The organism is Aeromonas sp. FDAARGOS 1404 (assembly GCF_019047085.1).
GTDB lineage: Bacteria > Pseudomonadota > Gammaproteobacteria > Enterobacterales > Aeromonadaceae > Aeromonas > Aeromonas veronii.
Window position 1 is genome coordinate 1,789,786 of record NZ_CP077237.1, and the last position, 16,798, is coordinate 1,806,583.

Below are 16,798 nucleotides of genomic sequence, written 5' to 3' on the forward strand. Positions count from 1 at the left end.
CTTCCTTTGTTCCTTATTCGAACTCTTGTTCGCTTTCGGCATCGAACTCGTCTGCCTCAACCGGAGCAGCCTTGTCATCGACAGGCACTGCGCCGGAGAGCAGCAGCTCGCGTAGACGAGCCTCCACTTCACCAGCCATCACCTTGTTCTCGGCGAACAGCTTCATCACGTTGGCCTTGCCCTGACCGATCTTCTCGCCGTTGTAGCTGTACCAGGCACCGGCCTTGTCGATCAGCTTGTGCTTGACGCCGAGATCCACCAGCTCACCCTCTTTGGAGATACCGGCACCGTAGAAGATCTGGAATTCAGCCTGCTTGAAGGGCGGGGCAACCTTGTTCTTGACCACTTTAACGCGGGTCTCGTTACCGACCACTTCGTCGCCTTCCTTGATGGCGCCGATACGACGGATATCCAGACGCACGGAGGCGTAGAACTTGAGCGCGTTACCACCAGTGGTAGTCTCCGGGCTACCGAACATGACGCCGATCTTCATCCGGATCTGGTTGATGAAGATGCACAGGCAGTTGGCGTTCTTGATGTTGGCAGTCAGCTTGCGCAGTGCCTGGGACATCAGACGGGCCTGCAGGCCAACGTGGGAGTCACCCATCTCGCCTTCAATTTCCGCTTTCGGGGTCAGGGCTGCCACGGAGTCGACGATAATGACGTCAACCGCGTTGGAGCGAACCAGCATGTCGCAGATCTCCAGCGCCTGTTCACCGGTATCCGGTTGGGAAATGAGCAGGTCGTCGACGTTGACGCCCAGCTTGGCAGCATAGATGGGGTCGAGGGCGTGTTCCGCATCGACGAAGGCACAGGTTTTGCCCTTCTTCTGGGCTTCCGCGATCACCTGCAGGGTGAGGGTGGTTTTACCGGAAGATTCCGGGCCGTAGATTTCGACGATACGGCCACACGGCAGACCGCCAATGCCCAGCGCCACGTCCAGCGAGAGGGAACCGGTAGAGATGGCTTCTATATCCATGGTCTTGCTGTCGCCCAGACGCATGATGGAACCTTTGCCGAACTGCTTTTCAATCTGACCCAGCGCAGCCGCCAGTGCCTTCTGTTTGTTCTGATCCATGCCAATCTCCGCTGGAAATCGTGAGTAAGAAGTGAAGTTGGGCTAAGTATACTGTCTATTCATACAGTATCAAGCCCAATTTATCTAAGCAGGGCCAACAGACCCGACAAGGCCTGTCTCACCGCCTGCTGGCGCACCTGTCGGCGATCCCCGTCGAAGCGGGCGAGCAGGGAGTGGTGACGGCCGTTGCGGTCGGTCCAGGCGAACCAGACGGTGCCTACCGGCTTGCCCTCGGTGGCGCCGCCGGGGCCGGCGATGCCACTGATAGCAACGCTGATGGAGGCAGACGAGTGCGCCAGCGCGCCGCGGGCCATCTCCAGCACCACGGCTTCACTCACCGCACCGTGCTGTTCAAGGCTATCGCTGCTCACCCCTAACATCTGCTGCTTGGCCTCGTTGGTGTAGGTGACAAATCCGCGATCGAACCAGCCGGAGCTGCCCGCGATGTCGGTGATGGCGCTGGCCACCCCGCCGCCGGTACAGGATTCGGCGGTCGTCGCCAGCCAGCCCCGCTGACCGAGGGCCCGTCCCAGCTCGATGGCAAGGTGCTCTATCTCTGCATCCAGTTTCATCACGACTCCTTCTGATCCGCTCAAGAGGCACATTATGCGATCCCGCTAGCGCCGCCCGCAACCACGGCTGACCGCCCTTGCCTGCCGCAATGTGCGGTGCCGCACCTGTGTCATGCCTTCAATAGTGCAGAACAACCGCGCCCGGAACACCCGCTCCCCCGTCGCAGCGCTTATGTGTAGAATGGCGCCATCAAGCTCAAGGCTCATCACCGCAGACATTGGCCCGCAGAGGCCCCTTCTGGAACAGAACATGACCGCACAACACCAAGCCAGCGGCGCCACAAGCTCCGCTCCCGGCGCCAATCTGAGCGCCCACACGCCCATGATGCAGCAGTACCTCGGCCTCAAGGCCGAGAACCCGGAGATCCTGCTGTTCTACCGGATGGGCGACTTCTACGAGCTGTTCTATGACGATGCCCGCAAGGCCTCCCAGCTGCTCGATATCTCCCTGACCAAGCGCGGCCAGTCGGCCGGCAGCCCCATCCCGATGGCGGGTGTTCCCTATCACGCCATCGAGGGCTATCTGGCCAAGCTGGTGCAGCTTGGCGAATCCGCCGCCATCTGCGAGCAGGTGGGGGATCCCGCCACCAGCAAGGGGCCGGTGGAGCGCAAGGTTATTCGCATCATCACCCCGGGCACCGTCTCCGACGAGGCGCTGCTCAGCGAGCGACAGGACAACCTGATCGCCGCCGTCTACCACGATGGCCGCCGCTTCGGCTATGGCACCATGGACATCGGCTCCGGCCGCTTCTTCATCAACCAGTTCGAGAAAGAAGAGACCCTGCTGGCAGAGCTGCAGCGCACCAATCCGGCCGAACTGCTCTACCCGGAATCCTTCGAGTTTCTGCACCATATCGAGGGCCGCCGCGGCCTGCGTCGCCGCCCGGAGTGGGAGTTCGAGCTGGGCACCGCTCGCAAGCTGCTCTGCCAGCAGTTCGGCACCCAGGATCTGGTGGGCTTTGGCGTCGACAAGAGCGAAACCGCCCTGTGCGCCGCTGGCTGCCTGATGCAGTACGTCAAGGACACCCAACGTACCGCCCTGCCCCACATCCGCAACGTGCGCCTCGAGCAGCCGGATCACGCGGTCATCATGGATGCCGCCACCCGCCGCAATCTGGAGCTGACCCAGAATCTGGCTGGTGGCTATGAAAATACCCTGGCCGAGGTGCTGGATCGCACCGCCACCCCCATGGGCAGCCGGCTGCTCAAGCGCTGGATCCACCAGCCGATCCGCGATCGGGTGATCCTGAAAGGTCGCCAGAGCACCATCAAGGAGCTCATTGAGCAGAACCTCTACGACGAGTTGGGCAACCTGCTGCGTCAGGTGGGTGATGTGGAGCGGGTGCTGGCCCGTCTCGCCCTGCGCTCGGCCCGTCCTCGCGACCTCACCCGCCTGCGTCAGGCCTTCGCCCAGTTGCCCGAGCTACAGCGCCTGCTGGCGGACAACGAGCACGAAGCGGTCCAACAGCTGGCCGAGCGGGCCAGCACCTTCCCCGAGCTGCTCGACCTGCTGGAGCGCGCGGTGATGGAGGTGCCGCCGGTGCTGATCCGCGATGGTGGCGTCATCCGTGACGGCTTCAATCAGGAGCTGGACGAGCTACGGGATCTCGCCAACGGCGCCACCGCCAGCCTCGCCCGCATCGAAGAGCGGGAGAAGCTGCTGACCGGCATCAACACCCTCAAGGTGGGTTACAACAAGGTGCACGGCTTCTATATCGAGGTGAGCCGCGCCAACAGCCATCTGGTGCCGGCCCACTACATCCGCCGTCAAACCCTCAAGAACAACGAACGCTACATCATCGATGAGCTGAAGAAGTACGAGGACAAGGTACTCACCGCCCAGTCCCAGGCGCTTGCGCTGGAGAAACGGCTCTACGAAGAGCTGCTCGATGCCCTGCTGCCCCACCTCGGCGATCTGCAGGATTCTGCCGCCGCACTGGCGGAGCTGGACGTGCTGGCCAACCTGGCCGAGCGGGCCGAGACCCTCGACTACCGCTGCCCCACCCTCATTGACGAAGATCAGATCCTGATCGAGGCGGGCCGCCATCCGGTGGTTGAGCAGGTGATGACAGACCCCTTTATCGCCAACCCCATCAGGCTGGAGCGGGAGCGGCGGATGCTGATCATCACCGGCCCCAACATGGGCGGTAAATCGACCTACATGCGCCAGACCGCGCTGATCGTGCTGCTGGCCCATATCGGTGCCTTCGTCCCCGCCGACAGCGCCCGCATCGGCCCCATCGACCGCATCTTCACCCGCATCGGGGCATCGGATGATCTCGCCTCCGGCCGATCCACCTTTATGGTGGAGATGACCGAGACCGCCAACATCCTCAACAACGCCACCGCCCGCAGTCTGGTGCTGATGGACGAAATTGGCCGCGGCACCAGCACCTACGACGGCCTCTCGCTGGCGTGGGCCTGCGCCGAGCAGCTGGCGAGCAAGATTGGCGCCTACACCCTGTTTGCCACCCACTACTTCGAGCTGACCCGCTTGCCGGAGCTGATGAGCGGGCTGGCCAACGTCCACCTGGATGCGGTGGAGCACGGCGACACCATCGCCTTTATGCATGCGGTGCAGGAGGGGGCGGCCAGCCGCTCCTACGGTCTGCAAGTGGCGGCGCTGGCGGGGGTACCCAAATCGGTGATCCAGCAGGCCCGTCACAAACTGCACGAGCTGGAGAGTGCCACCCCGGTCGCCGCAGGTGAAAGCCGCCCGGCTCCGGTGACTCTCGCCCCGCAGCCTCATCCGGTGGTGGAAGAGCTGGAAGCGGTGCGCCCGGACGAGCTCACCCCCCGTCAGGCACTGGACCTGCTCTATCGCCTCAAGCAGATGCTGTAATCAGCGACTGCCGCACAAGCATGCAAAAGGGGAACCGCGAGGTTCCCCTTTTTATATTCAGCACCCGGCAAACCAGTCAGGCCACCGCCCGCACCTCTCCACGGGCCCGCAACAGACTCTGGCGCCCCTGCCAGTAACCCTGCAGATAACCGGACTCCAGCTTGACCGGATCCTGGGTAAAACGGGAAACCATGAAATCGGCCGGTGGCGCGATCACCTCGATCTCGCAATCGGCAGGGGGATTGGCGATGAAATCGAGCGCTTGGTTGTAGGCGCGATCCCGCTCAAGCATGGCTTGTGCCAGTGCAGGCTGGGTTTTCAGCAAGGCTTTGACCATCCAGCAAAAACGGGCCGGCTTCTTGCGATAGCCCCAGGGCTCCGACAGCACCACCGTCATCCGACGCGCCCCGCGCCGATAGGCCTCGATCACCGGAATGGAGTCGCTGATGCCGCCATCGGCCATGGGGCGACCTTCGACGCAGGGGGTATCGTGTTGCACCACTGGCAGGGCGCAGGTGGCGGTCAGCACCTCATCCATGTTGTCGGGCCGCACCGGCAGATAGATGGCCTTGCCGCTCGCCACATCGGTCGCCACCGCGTAAAAGGGAATATCGCGGGCGCAGAAGGTGTCGAGATCCAGCGGGAAGTGATGGCGACTGGCCTGCCACAACCAGCCGATGTCCACCAGATCGCCCCCTTTGACGAAACGCAGGGGATCGAGAAACCGGGAGCTGCAAGCCAGCTCGGTGATGATGTGGTGACTGCGGCGCGGCTGCTCGCTCAGATAAGAGACCAGATTGGTGGCACCGGCCGAGACGCCCATGACGAAATCGAACGGGTAGTAGTGACTTTCGACAAACGCATCGAGCACGCCGCTGGCAAAGATGCCGCGCATCGCGCCCCCTTCGACAATCAGGGCGCAAGGGTGGGGATTAAACATAACAAGGCTCCGTCAGCTGTAATACCTGCCGGGATCGATCCCGGCCCAGTGATGGACGCCTTCATGCAGAACATCAAGACGCCGCAGCAGGACGATTCAGGCTCACTCGCACAAGCCAGAAGCGGGCAGGAGCAAACCTGAACCGTGAAGCGACCCCCAGTATATGCAGCGCACCAACCTTCAAAAAATGAATTTAAATAATAAAAAACATGCCTTTTTGGCATGATTTAGCACATCGGCAGATACGGCCCTTTATCCGGTAACAGCACCATCAGGATCAAGGCAGCCCGGGCCCGAACGTCCCGTCGACGGGGTTGTAGTGGTAGGCCCGATAATCAAAGTCCACCTTATCAAGGCGCGGATTGGCCAACTCGAACAACAGGCGTCTGGGGAGCTGCGCCTGATCGAGGGAAGGTTTGAAGTGGCGCAGCCAGAGCTGTTGCAGCGAGCCATCCCGCCACGCCAGTTTGAGGCCGACCGAGAGGCGGCGGATGGCGGCCTGATTATCCTTGTGGGTGTAGAAGAGGTGGAGGAAGGGATAGTGCAGCGCCACTCGCCGATCCACGGTGAGACCGGGCAGATCACTGTGCTGCTCCTGCTCGATAAAGAGCTCGTTGGCCCCGCGGCAGAAGAGATCGATGCGACCGCGCGCCACCAGCTTGAACAGCCGCTCGTAACCGTCGATCTCCTGCACCTTGAATCCCCCATGACGCAGGATCTCCGCATCCTGCCAGCCACGGCCCTGCCCGTGCAGAAATTGCTGCAGCTCGGTCAGGGTATTGACCCTTGCCACCGCATCGGCCTGCTGCGGACTGACAAAGCAGATGCGATAACCGAGGATGCCCAGCTCCACCGGAAAACGGACGTAATCCAGCGCTCCGCTCTCTGCGGCCGGACGCAGACTGTCGGCCACAAACAGATTGGGGTATTGCTGAGTCTGCACAATCTGTCGCATCCGGATACGGTTCATCGGCGGCGCGGTTCGCAGCTCGTAGTCACCGAAGCTGTCGCGGGTCTTCTCCAGCGCCAGCTGCAACAGATCGCGAAAATAGAGGGTACGCAAGTCCCGGTCGCTCTCGGGGCTGATATGAGTGATGACGTCGCTCGCCCGTAGGGGAGTGGCAAGGAGGGAAAGACTGCACAGCAGCAAGCAGGAAGCGAGGCGATGAAAGGTCATACTGCTCATCCCGGAAATACAGGCTCACTAGAGTGTAGCGCCGGGACGAGCCGCCTTCTAAAGGGAAGTCCGGCCTACCAGAACATCCGGCCCAGCAGGGGCGCCAGCAGCACGGTCACCATGCCGGCGATCATCATCACCATGCTGGAGACCACTCCCTCTTCATTTCCCATCTGATAAGCCCTGGCAGTACCGGCGCCGTGGGCCGAGGCGCCAAAGCCAGCCCCCTTGCCGAGACGACTGCGAATGGCCAGCACGGTCAGCACGCTCTCCCCTACCGCCATGCCGATGACGCCGGTCAGCACCACAAACAGCGCGGTGAGATCGCTCTGACCGCCGATGGCGCGGGTCGCCTCCACCGCAAACGGCGTGGTGATGGAGCGCATCGCCAGACTGCGCTGCAACATGTCGGAGAGATCCAGCCAGCGGGCCAGCAGCACGGTACTCCCCACCGCCATGATGACCGAGGCGACCACCCCCACCGACAGCGACAGCCAGTGGCGACGAATGAGCTGGCGGTTCTCGTAGACCGGCACCGCGAAGGCGACGGTCGCCGGGCCCAGCAGCCAGAGCAGCCAGTGGGATTCCGCCATGTAGTCCTGATAGGGGATGTGGAACAGCAGCACCACGGCCACCAGCAGGGTCGGCGCCAGCAGCAGCGGCATCAGCGGCAGGATGCGTTTTTTGCCGTAGAGCCATTTGCTGGCGTAGTAAAAGATCAAGGTCAGGGCGAAGCAGAGCAGCCCGAGCAGGGTATCAGACATGACGACGACTCCGGCGGGCCAGTTTCAGTTCGAGGCGGTAGACCCTGTCCACCACCAGCGCCGTGGTACCGAGTACCAGGGTGGTGCTCACCAGCAACACCACCATGATGCGCCACCCCTCTTGCAGCAGCAGTTCCTGATAGTTAACCACCGCCACCACGGCGGGCACGAAGAAGAGCAGCATCTCCGCCAGCAGCCAGCGCGCACCGGCACTGAACCATTCGGCCTTGACCACTCCGAGCAGGATGCAGGCCAGCAGCAACAGCATGCCGGTGAGGTTGGCGGGCAGCGGCAGATGGAGGGTTCGAACCGCGGTATCGGCCAGCAGCCAGATGGCTGCCAGCAACACAATCTGGAAGGGAGTCTGTAACCAGCGCAAGCAGAGGGCTTTCATGATCATCGTCTTTCTGTGAACCGGCTCACAGTATAGAGTTGAGCAAAACCTGCCAGAAATGAATTAAAATTATCGAATTCATGCCACATAGGCATACTTCATCCCGTACCCGCCAACACGAGTCGAGAGAGTCCATGGATATTCGCGCCCTGCGCTATTTTGTCGAACTGGTGCGGGAAAAAAGCTTCACCCGCGCCTCTGAAAAGCTGTTCGTCACCCAGCCCACCATCAGCAAGATGATCCGCAATATCGAGGAGGAGCTGGGCCAACCCCTGCTCAACCGGGAAGGGCGCCGCTTCACTCTGACCGACAGCGGCCAGGTGCTGTTCAACCGGGCCCAGACCATCTTGGCTGAGATGCAGCAGCTGGAGGCCGAACTGGCGGATCTGCAGAGCCTGCAACACGGTCGCCTCACCCTCGGCATTCCCCCCATGGTAGGTCACGTCTATGCGGATCTGATCCGCGCCTACCGCACCCGCTATCCCAAGGTGGAGCTGACCCTGGTGGAGTACGGCGGTCGCCGCATTGAACAGGCGGTGCTGGAGGGAGAGCTGGATCTCGCCATCACCATGCTGCCGACCAAAGAGGGGGGCGCCCTCAGCGCGCTGGAGCTGGATCAATACCCGATCCGGGTAGTGCTGCCGGATCAACCCCGCTGGCATGGCGATGCGCCGCTGCGGCTGGAATCACTGCAAGATGAGCCCTTCCTGCTCTATACCCAGGCGTTTACCCTGAGCGAGCGACTGGAGCAGGCGTGTCAGGAGGCGGGCTTTGTGCCGCAGGTGGCGGCGCGCAGCAGCCAGTGGGATTTTCTCACCGCCATGGTACGCAGCGGCATGGGGGTCGCCTTCTTGCCGGAGCCGGTCTGCAACCGGCTGACCCCGGATGGTCTGGTGCTGCGACCGCTGGAACCAGAACTTAGCTGGCGACTCGGGGTGATCTGGCCGAGCGAGCGCTATCTCTCCCGCACCGCCGAGGCCTGGCTGGCCCTCTGCCGCCAGCGGCAGGCACCTCAGTAATCGCCGAAACGATCGGTCTGCGGATTGTAGAAGTAGGGGCGGTAATCGAAGCTGATCCCGTCGAGGAAGGGGTTATCCAGTCGCAGCAGTCGGCGTTGGGAGAGCTTGGCAAAGGCGATGGCCGGGCCAAAGCTCTTGCGCCACAGCGCCTGTAGCGAGCCATCCTGCCACGCCAGCTGCAACCCCCGCTCGACCCGCTTGAGCGCCTCGCGATTGTTGGGATTGGTGTAGAAAACCCGGGGCAGCGGGTAGTAGATCAACAGTGCGTCATCCACCAGCAGATCCGTCATCTCCTTGTGGGTCAGCTGCTCGCTGCGCAGCTCGCTCACCCCGCGGCAGAAGAGATCGAAGCGACCCCGCGCCACCATCTTGAACAGCTTTTCGTACCCCTCCACTTCCACCACCTCCATCCCGGCGTAACGCAGGATATCCACATCCAGCCACCCCTTGCCCTGACCGAAGGTAAACTGCCGCAGCCCCTTGAGGTCAGTCACTCTGCTCACCGCCGCCTTTTGCTGCGGGCTGACAAAACAGATGCGGTAGCTGACGATGCCCAGATGGATGGGAAAACGGACATAGGCGAGCCCCAGATCCTCGCGGGTGCTGCTGTAGCTGTCCATCACAAAGAGGTTGGGATAGCTATCGAGCTGCATGCTGAGCCGCTCGCGCGCCTTGGTCATGGGCGGCGCAGGCTCCAGAAGATAATCGCCAAACTGTTCGCGGGTCTTGTCGAGGGCGAGCCGCAGCAGCTCCCGATCATAGGTGGTACGCGGATCCCGCTCGCTCTCCGGGCTGATATGGGTAAACCGGGTGGCCGCCTGTCCGGTCAGCGACAACATGCAGAGCAGAGCGACGGCCAGCAGATGCAGGGGTGACATAAACCGCGCCTTGGCTGAAGGGGTTCTTTCAGTGTAGCCCCTGAGCGTGGGCGCTCGGCCCTGCCACCACCCCACGCTCTCCTCCCCTTTTCGGCCTACTGCATCCATCAGCCTACTCCCCCACCGGAGGTGTGCTTCTGAGCGCTGTGGCATAACGCTGATAGGCAGCAGAGTCGCGCACATGCTCGATAGCATCCCACACCTGCCGGCTTTGTCGGGGATGGGCCTGATAGAAGCGGTGAGAGAAGACCAGATAGTAGGGCTTCTCCACCAGCACCGGCGAGAGCCGCTCGATGCGAGTCTGCAACGCGGGATTGGCCGCCAGAATACTGTCAGCCACCTCGGTCTGGATGGCGGTCGCCTGCGCCCGATCCATCACCAGCTTTTTCAAAATGATCAACGGGTCACGGCTGGAGTCATCCACCTCGGCTCCCGCAGCCTGCAACAAGTCGACGATGGAAAATCCTGACTGGGCCGCAACCACGCCATTGACCCTGAGGGTGGCGCCATCCCACTGGCTCTTACCCCCCTTGAGCTGGTAGAGACTGTAACTCTCGGTCAGCAGCCGCTTGGTAGGGTCGGGTTTGCCCTCACGCATGGGATAGACCCCCACCTTGGTCGCCCGCTCGACGCTGTAGCTCATCTTGATGGCCGCATCCATCTGGCCACTGCTCACCCGAGAGAGGCAGCGCTTCCACGGTAGCGGCGTCAGCACGATCTCGGCATCAAGAGCGGTAGCAACCGCCTTGAGGTGATACTGCACAACCCCCTCCCCCGATTGCAGCAGCCAAGGGTAGGAGTCACTGTTTTCAAAGCAGGTACGCAGCGTAAAGGCAGGAGCCGCACCGCCGGTGGCAGGCAGCAGCAACGCGATAAAGAGCAGGGAGCGGGCAGATGCGCGCATGGGCCATATCCTTGGCGGCAATTATTCCATCTCCACTATATCAGCCAGGAGTGAGCCAACAAGGATACATCCGGGCCACCACAGGCCCGGAGGGCAGGTTCACACTGTGCCCGGCACTACTCTTCGCCGATGGGAGCGGCGATCCACTTCATCAGCGTCAGCATATCCTGCGGCGCCACGCCGACCGAGAGGCCGCGCTTGCCGCCGCTCACCAGGATCTCGTCAAACTGCAGCGCCGACTCGTCGAGCACAGTGGGCAGCAGTTTCTTCTGGGCCAGCGGGCTGATGCCGCCCACCTTGTAACCGGTCAGCTTCTCCGCCTCAGCCGGCTTCATCATCTCCACCTTCTTGAGGCCGGTCGCCTTGGCCAGCTGCTTCAAACTGCACATGCCGGATGAGGGAACGATGGCCACCACCGCCTGCTTGTCGTGATGGGCGACCAGGGTCTTGAACACCTGCGCCTCCGGCAGCCCGAGCTGGGTCGCGGCATGCTTGCCGAAATCGTCGTGGGCTTCGCACTCGTAGGGGTAGAGCTTGTGGGGAATCTTGAGCTTCTTCAGCAGGTTGATGGCAGGAGTCATGATGGTTGCCTTGAATCGAATCGCATAAAAACAAGGCCAAACAGTCTGCGCCTGCATGGCGAGGGATGCAAGCCGGAGGGGAAATCTGTACCCATCACCGGTAATGAGTAGAGAGCAATGAACAAGGTGAATTGTGCTGCTTGCCGAATTAAACACAGGACGAGTCAGGGCTAAAATCATTTCCGAGCCGTGCAATGCGCTGCGCTTGCTGCACCCTATAAAATACAGTCCAAAACATGGGTGGGGTTCCCATCGAGCCGAATTCTGCTGGGCAACAAAAAACAAAGGGCGCCGTGTCGGCGCCCTTTGGCTTGATGGATATTGCTGAAGCCTGCTGGCTTGGGCTGGCTATCAACCGGTGTTGCGCATCCCTGCGGCAATACCGGCGATGGTGACCATCAGCGCCTTGTCCAGCTCGGGGTGCAGGGTCTCCGGGTGGTTGCGGGAGCGGTTGAGCAGCTCGGCCTGCAGCACGTTGAGCGGGTCTGTGTAGGGGTTGCGCAGCTTGATGGACTCCTTGATCCAGGGCTGATCCTCCAGCAGATCCCCGCGCGGGCTCAGTTTCAGCACCACCTCGATGGATTCGGCGAGCTCCTGACGCAGCTGTTTGCCAAGGCCCCACAGCTCCTGCGGCACCAGACGGGTGTCGTAGTACTCAGCGAGCCAGACGTCCGCCTTGAGGAACACCATCTCCAGCATTTCGAGGCGAGTGCGGAAGAAGGGCCACTGGGCGCTCATCTCTTCCAGCACCGCCAGCTTGCCGCCGTCGATGGCCTGTTGCAGCGCCTTGTGGGCACCGAGCCAGGCAGGCAGCATCAGGCGGTTCTGGGTCCAGGCGAAGATCCACGGAATGGCGCGCAGGCTCTCGACGCCGCCGTTGGGCTTGCGCTTGGAGGGACGGGAGCCGAGCGGCAGCTTGCCGAGTTCCATCTCCGGGGTAGCGGCACGGAAGTAAGGGACGAAGTCCGGATGACCGCGCACAATGCTGCGGTAGTGCTCGCAGGAGTCGGCGGCCAGCTGTTCCATCACCTCGCGCCAGCACTCTTTCGGCTTGGGCGGTGGCAGCAGGTTCCCTTCCAGCACGGCGCTGGTGTAGAGCTCGAGACTCTTGATCGCCACTTTCGGCAGACCGAACTTGAAGCGGATCATTTCCCCCTGTTCGGTGGTACGCAGACCGCCGCGCAGGGATCCCGGCGGCTGGGAGAGGATGGCCTGATGGGCAGGCGCACCACCACGACCGACGGTACCGCCACGGCCATGGAACAGGGTGAGTCGGATGTTGTTGGCTTCGGCCAGCCCCACCAGGGATTCCATGGCGGCGTACTGGGCCCAGCCAGCGGCCATCATGCCCGCATCCTTGGCAGAGTCGGAGTAACCGATCATCACGTACTGACGGCCCTGAATGTAGCCGCGATACCAGTCCACCGAGAGCAGACGCTCCATCACGGCGGTGCCTGCCATCAGGTCATCCTGGGTTTCAAACAGCGGGGCGACCGGCATGCGGAACTTGCAGCCTGCCTCTTTGAGCAGCAGTTGCACCGACAGCACATCGGACGGCGCACCGGCCATGGAGATGATGTAGATACCGAACGCATCGGGGTCGTGCTGGGCGATAACCTGACAGGTATCCAGCGTCTCGCGCACCTCGGCGCTCGGTTCCCAGTCGTGGGGAATGAGCGGGCGACGGGAGCTGAGCTCATTGAGCAGGAAGGCCTGCTTGTCATCTTCGCTCCACTCGGCGTAGTCACCCAGACCCAGATAACGGGTCAGCTCGGAGAAGACCAGCCCGTGACGCTCGCCATCCTGACGGATATCCAGCTTGACCAGATGAATGCCGAAACAGGCGACCTTGCGCAGCACGTCCAGCAGCATGCCATCGGCGATGTTGCCCATGCCGCAGGCGTGCAATGAGTGGTAGCAGAGCTCCAGCGGCTCGCGCAGCTGGGCGGTGGTCTTGACCAGATCCTGGCTCTCGCTCGCCTGACCCTGTACCTTGGCTGTGAGGTGCTCCTTGGTTTCGCGCAGCGCTTCACGCAGCTCGCGCACCAGCGCACGGTAGGGCTCGGGGTGATCGCCAACGCGAGCGCGCACGGCGTCGGTACAGTCGGACATGGAGAGCTCGGAAGTGAGCTCCTTGATGTCTTTGTAGAACAGGCTCACCGCCATCCAGCGGCCCAGCTCCAGCACTTCGGCAGTCACCTTGGCGGTGACGAAGGGGTTGCCATCGCGGTCACCGCCCATCCAGGAGGTGAACTTGACCGGCGCGGCATCCAGCGGCAGCCGCACACCCAGATGGTGTTGCAGACGCTCGTCCAGATTGCGCATGAATTCGGGAATGGCGGGCCACAGGCTGTTCTCCACCACGGCGAAGCCCCACTTGGCCTCGTCGACCGGAGTCGGGCGCTGTTCGCGGATCTCGTTGGTGTGCCACGCCTGATTGATGAGCTGCTCGATGCGATTGAGGATCTTGTCCCGCTCGCGGGGCAGCAGGTCGGAAAGCTCCAGCGCCTCGAGGCAGTCGTTGAGCTGTACGTGCTTGTGGATCAGGGTGCGGCGGGTCACCTCGGTGGGGTGAGCGGTCAGCACCAGATCGATATCCAGCTCGCGCACGGCCTGAATGATGGCCTCTTGCGACAGGTTGGAGGCTTTCAGCTTGTCGAACATCTGCTCCAGCGGGTCCGGGGTGCAGACCTGCTCTTCACAGCGACGGGAGATGGTGTGGAACTGTTCCGCCACGTTGGCCAGATTGAGGAACTGGCTGAAGGCGCGGGCCACCGGCAGCAGTTCGTCATCGCTCAGGGTTCGCAGGGTATCGAGCAGACGTTCCCGGTCTGATTCATTGCCCTTGCGGGAGGACTTGGCCAATTGGCGAATGGTTTCGATCTTGTCGAGAAAGGCCTGACCCTGATGATCCTTGATGGATTTACCCAGCAGCTGACCCAGCATACCTACGTTGGCGCGTAGTGCGGCGTACTTTTCGTTCATTCCACATCCTTATCTTGTTGGTGCCTGACACCCATCCGGGGTGCTAGACGACCTCACTTATTGTTGTGCGATTACAACATATGCTCCGTCATCTTAGGGTGACAATCTACCCAGATTGTCTGCGCAAGGTCAAATAACAGGCCGATTCAGAACATGTATTTCCATCACCACTCCACAACCGGCTTGTTATGTAACTTACTTACAGTTTTTACGCCCCTTTCACCGCCGCCGCTACAGGCAAAAACGTCTGATCAGGTGCTGCAACACCGAGGTTGTCGGCTTGACGAAGGAGAGGTCGAGATACTCATCTGGCTGGTGCGCCTGGGTGATATGACCTGGGCCCATCACTATGGTCTCGCAGCCAAGCTGCTGGATAAACGGCGCCTCGGTGCAGTAGTTGACCGACTCGGCGGCACGACCGCTCGCCTTCTCAGCTTCGCGCACCAGCACAGAGTCGTCGGCGCAGGCATAGGCGGGAATAGGCTCGTGCAGATGTTGCAGATGCAGGCAGCCCGGCTGGTGGATCTCGATGGGTGACAGCGCCTCTTTGAGCATCCCCATCAACTCATCCGGCCCCACCTGCGGAGTGGGTCGCAGGTCGATATGCAGCTCGCAGCAGCCGCAGATGCGGTTCGGGCTGTCGCCGCCCTGAATGTAACCGAGGTTCAGAGTCGGCTGCGGCACGGCAAAGCGGTGGTCGGCGTAACGATCTTTCAGATCCTGCTGCAAGCGCAGCACCTGCCCCATCGCCTTGTGCATGATCTCCATGGCGTTGACGCCGTTGGCGGGATCCGAGCTGTGACCGCTCTTGCCGGTAATGCGGATCGCCTCCGACATATGCCCCTTATGGGCAACCACCGGCACCAGTCCGGTCGGTTCGCCAATCACGGCGTAGTCGGGTTTGAGCTCCGCCGCCGCGGCGATGGCGCGAGCCCCCGCCATGGTGGTCTCTTCGTCGGCGGTAGCGAGGATACGCAGCGGCTTGGTCAGCTTGGTGAGGTCAATATCTTTCAGCGCCTCGACGATAAAGGCGAAGAAGCCCTTCATATCGATGGTACCGAGACCATAGAGACGGTTGCCCTCTTCGGTCACCTTGAAGGGATCCTTGCTCCACCCCCCCTCATCGAACGGCACCGTATCGGTGTGACCCGCCAGCAGCAGACCGCCTTCCCCCTGACCGATCGTCGCCACCAGATTGAACTTGCCCGGCAGGTCGGGGAGCGCCGTTACCTCGCACTGAAAACCGAGCTGACCGAACCAGTCGGCCAGCAACCGGATCACCGCCTCGTTGCTCTGATCCCACTTGGGATCCGTGCTGCTGATAGAGGGAATCGCAATAATATTCTTATAAAGTGAAAAAAAATCCAGATTGGCCATCAGCTCCTCCTTGCGTCCCCGGAATGTTTCTGTTAGAAAATACAAATGCAAAGTGAGTGCATGAATATTCTGTAGTTTTACCTGAATATCTGGCTCATCAACAAAGGCTTCTAGTTGTAAGGGAAAGTTAATGTTCTGTCACCTGATCTATAACCGACGACACACACCCGCCTGAATTGCCCCTCCGCACTTGTGCAAAGGGGCGATCGAACACCCTTGTGCACTGCAGCGTCATGCTGTGAATCTCGAACTCTGACTTGGAATATTCAACATGCTTAACACCGTTATCGTCGGTGCCAGTGGCTACGCGGGAGCCGAGCTGGCCGCACTGGTACAGAACCACCCACAACTCAAGCTATTCGGCCTCTATGTCTCGGCCGGCAGTCAGGATGCCCACAAGCGCTTCTCTTCCCTCCATCCCCAGTGGGTCGGAGCCCTCGATCAGCCGCTGCTGCCGCTGGACGACGACGGCATGACCCGGATCCTGACCCAGGCCGACCTGATGCTGCTGGCCACCGCCCACGAGGTGAGCGCCGAGCTGGCACCCAAGTTTCTCGCCAAGGGGCTGCCGGTGTTCGATCTCTCCGGCGCCTTCCGGGTCAAGGATCAGGGCTTTTACGACAGCTTCTACGGCTTCACCCACCAGAGCGAACAGTGGCTGGATCAGGCCGCCTATGGTCTGGCCGAGTGGAATGCCGATGCCATCGCCAGCGCCCAACTGATCGCCGTGCCCGGTTGCTACCCGACCGCTTCCCTCTGCGCCCTCAAGCCGCTGCAGCAGGATGGCCTGATTGCCAAGGGGTGGCAGCCCATCATCAACGCCGTCTCCGGGGTCTCCGGCGCAGGACGCAAAGCGGCCATCAACACCAGCTTCTGCGAAGTGAGCTTCAATCCCTACGGCACCTTCAATCACAGACACCAGCCGGAGATCAGCCATCACCTCGGCAAGGAGGTGCTGTTCCAGCCCCACCTTGGCAACTATGTGCGCGGCATCCTGGCCACCATCTATGTGCAGTTGGCGGACGGCGTGACCCCCACGCAAGTGGATCAGGCCTTCCTCAAGGCTTACGAAGGCAAGCCGCTGGTGCGCCTCACCGGCCAGATGCCCTCCATTCGCGGCGTCGCGGGCACCCCTTACTGCGACATCGCCTGGCAACAGCAGGGCAACATGCTGGTGGTGGTCTCGGCCATCGACAACCTGCTCAAGGGCGCCGCCTCGCAAGCCATGCAGTGCATAAATATCAAATTTGGATTTGAACCGGCCACCGGCCTGATTTAAGGACTTAG

The 16,798-nt window shown here is 61.6% G+C and carries 14 protein-coding genes; 3 read left to right on the forward strand and 11 right to left on the reverse strand.

Annotated elements, in window-relative coordinates; all coding sequences use genetic code 11:
* Positions 1-13 precede the first annotated feature (13 nt).
* Together recA and pncC are read right to left on the reverse strand one after the other, a co-directional pair.
* Entirely contained in the window at positions 14-1,078 is a 1,065-nt protein-coding gene (recA, locus tag I6L34_RS08255; RefSeq protein ID WP_005348744.1) for a recombinase RecA, read from the reverse strand.
* An 80-nt stretch (positions 1,079-1,158) separates the two neighbouring features.
* Positions 1,159-1,650 carry a nicotinamide-nucleotide amidase gene (gene pncC, locus I6L34_RS08260; protein WP_216956522.1) on the reverse strand — a complete coding sequence of 164 codons (492 nt, stop codon included), beginning with the start codon at positions 1,648-1,650 and terminating at the stop codon, positions 1,159-1,161.
* Positions 1,651-1,972: 322 nt separating this feature from the next.
* On the opposite strand from pncC, the gene mutS reads away from it, so the two are divergent.
* Positions 1,973-4,492 carry a DNA mismatch repair protein MutS gene (mutS, locus tag I6L34_RS08265; RefSeq protein ID WP_216956903.1) on the forward strand — a complete coding sequence of 840 codons (2,520 nt, stop codon included), beginning with the start codon at positions 1,973-1,975 and terminating at the stop codon, positions 4,490-4,492.
* 76 nt (positions 4,493-4,568) lie between these two features.
* Here the strand turns inward: mutS and I6L34_RS08270 are convergent, their stop codons facing one another.
* The 4 genes from I6L34_RS08270 to I6L34_RS08285 form a co-directional block, all read right to left on the reverse strand.
* Positions 4,569-5,432 (reverse strand): patatin family protein, encoded by an 864-nt coding sequence (locus tag I6L34_RS08270; protein ID WP_216956525.1) that lies wholly within the window; start codon positions 5,430-5,432, stop codon positions 4,569-4,571.
* A gap of 277 nt (positions 5,433-5,709) precedes the next feature.
* Complete coding sequence (locus I6L34_RS08275; RefSeq protein ID WP_139400430.1) at positions 5,710-6,609, reverse strand: hypothetical protein; 900 nt, start codon at positions 6,607-6,609, stop codon at positions 5,710-5,712.
* Positions 6,610-6,683: 74 nt separating this feature from the next.
* Positions 6,684-7,373, reverse strand: a complete 690-nt coding sequence (locus tag I6L34_RS08280; RefSeq protein ID WP_167557112.1) for an LrgB family protein — start codon at positions 7,371-7,373, stop codon at positions 6,684-6,686.
* Entirely contained in the window at positions 7,366-7,767 is a 402-nt protein-coding gene (locus I6L34_RS08285; protein WP_041202734.1) for a CidA/LrgA family protein, read from the reverse strand. Before I6L34_RS08285 ends, I6L34_RS08280 begins: the two co-directional genes overlap by 8 nt.
* A 134-nt stretch (positions 7,768-7,901) precedes the next feature.
* On the opposite strand from I6L34_RS08285, the gene I6L34_RS08290 reads away from it, so the two are divergent.
* Positions 7,902-8,786, forward strand: a complete 885-nt coding sequence (locus tag I6L34_RS08290) for a LysR family transcriptional regulator (RefSeq protein ID WP_216956528.1) — start codon at positions 7,902-7,904, stop codon at positions 8,784-8,786.
* Here the strand turns inward: I6L34_RS08290 and I6L34_RS08295 are convergent.
* The 5 genes from I6L34_RS08295 to argE all read right to left on the reverse strand — a co-directional run bounded on the left by I6L34_RS08295 (position 8,780) and on the right by argE (position 15,511).
* Entirely contained in the window at positions 8,780-9,664 is an 885-nt protein-coding gene (locus I6L34_RS08295; RefSeq protein WP_216956531.1) for a transporter substrate-binding domain-containing protein, read from the reverse strand. The genes I6L34_RS08290 and I6L34_RS08295 overlap by 7 nt on opposite strands.
* 112 nt (positions 9,665-9,776) lie before the next feature.
* On the reverse strand, positions 9,777-10,568 hold the full coding sequence (locus I6L34_RS08300; RefSeq protein WP_058057573.1) for an ABC transporter substrate-binding protein: 792 nt from the start codon (positions 10,566-10,568) through the stop codon (positions 9,777-9,779).
* 116 nt (positions 10,569-10,684) lie between these two features.
* A complete protein-coding gene (ybaK, locus tag I6L34_RS08305) occupies positions 10,685-11,149 on the reverse strand; it encodes a Cys-tRNA(Pro) deacylase (protein WP_005336092.1) in 465 nt (154 codons plus the stop codon).
* Positions 11,150-11,500: 351 nt separating this feature from the next.
* Complete coding sequence (ppc, locus tag I6L34_RS08310; RefSeq protein WP_058058658.1) at positions 11,501-14,134, reverse strand: phosphoenolpyruvate carboxylase; 2,634 nt, start codon at positions 14,132-14,134, stop codon at positions 11,501-11,503.
* 231 nt (positions 14,135-14,365) lie between these two features.
* Positions 14,366-15,511 (reverse strand): acetylornithine deacetylase, encoded by a 1,146-nt coding sequence (gene argE, locus I6L34_RS08315; RefSeq protein WP_075115852.1) that lies wholly within the window; start codon positions 15,509-15,511, stop codon positions 14,366-14,368.
* 271 nt (positions 15,512-15,782) lie between these two features.
* Here argE and argC point away from each other — a divergent pair, with 271 nt between their 5' ends.
* Positions 15,783-16,790, forward strand: coding sequence for an N-acetyl-gamma-glutamyl-phosphate reductase (gene argC, locus I6L34_RS08320; protein WP_216956534.1), 1,008 nt, complete (start codon positions 15,783-15,785; stop codon positions 16,788-16,790).
* Positions 16,791-16,798: the final 8 nt, after the last annotated feature.